The organism is Streptomyces sp. NRRL S-1022 (assembly GCF_000720135.1).
Lineage (GTDB): Bacteria > Actinomycetota > Actinomycetes > Streptomycetales > Streptomycetaceae > Streptomyces.
In genome coordinates this window covers 1-259 of the sequence record NZ_JOIU01000201.1, presented here as the reverse complement: position 1 = coordinate 259, position 259 = coordinate 1, and the positions used below count along the sequence as shown (strand labels likewise).

The window sequence follows — 259 nt, the reverse complement described above, 5'->3', positions numbered from 1 at the left end:
CGGATTGCGCGTGAGCGTCAGGCCGGAACGATGTTCTCGGCCGTCGGGCCCTTCTGGCCCTGCGCGATGTCGAAGTTCACCTTCTGGCCCTCGAGCAGCTCACGGAAGCCCTGCGCGGCGATGTTCGAGTAGTGGGCGAACACGTCGGCGCCGCTACCGTCCTGCTCGATGAAGCCGAAGCCCTTTTCCGCGTTGAACCACTTCACGGTACCAGCAGCCATGTCATATCTCCTTTGGGGCAGTGCATCGGCGTCCGCAC

Annotated in this window: 1 protein-coding gene; it reads right to left on the bottom strand. The window is 63.7% G+C overall.

The features are described 5' to 3' along the window. Positions 1–17: 17 nt before the first annotated feature. Positions 18–221 (bottom strand): cold-shock protein, encoded by a 204-nt coding sequence (locus tag IG05_RS0141550; RefSeq protein ID WP_030349225.1) that lies wholly within the window; start codon positions 219–221, stop codon positions 18–20. Positions 222–259 lie beyond the last annotated feature (38 nt).

Excerpts from the sequence above, each read along its gene's own strand:
- IG05_RS0141550 (WP_030349225.1), bottom strand. The coding sequence starts at position 221 with ATGGCTGCTGGTACCGTGAAGTGGTTCAACGCGGAAAAGGGCTTCGGC.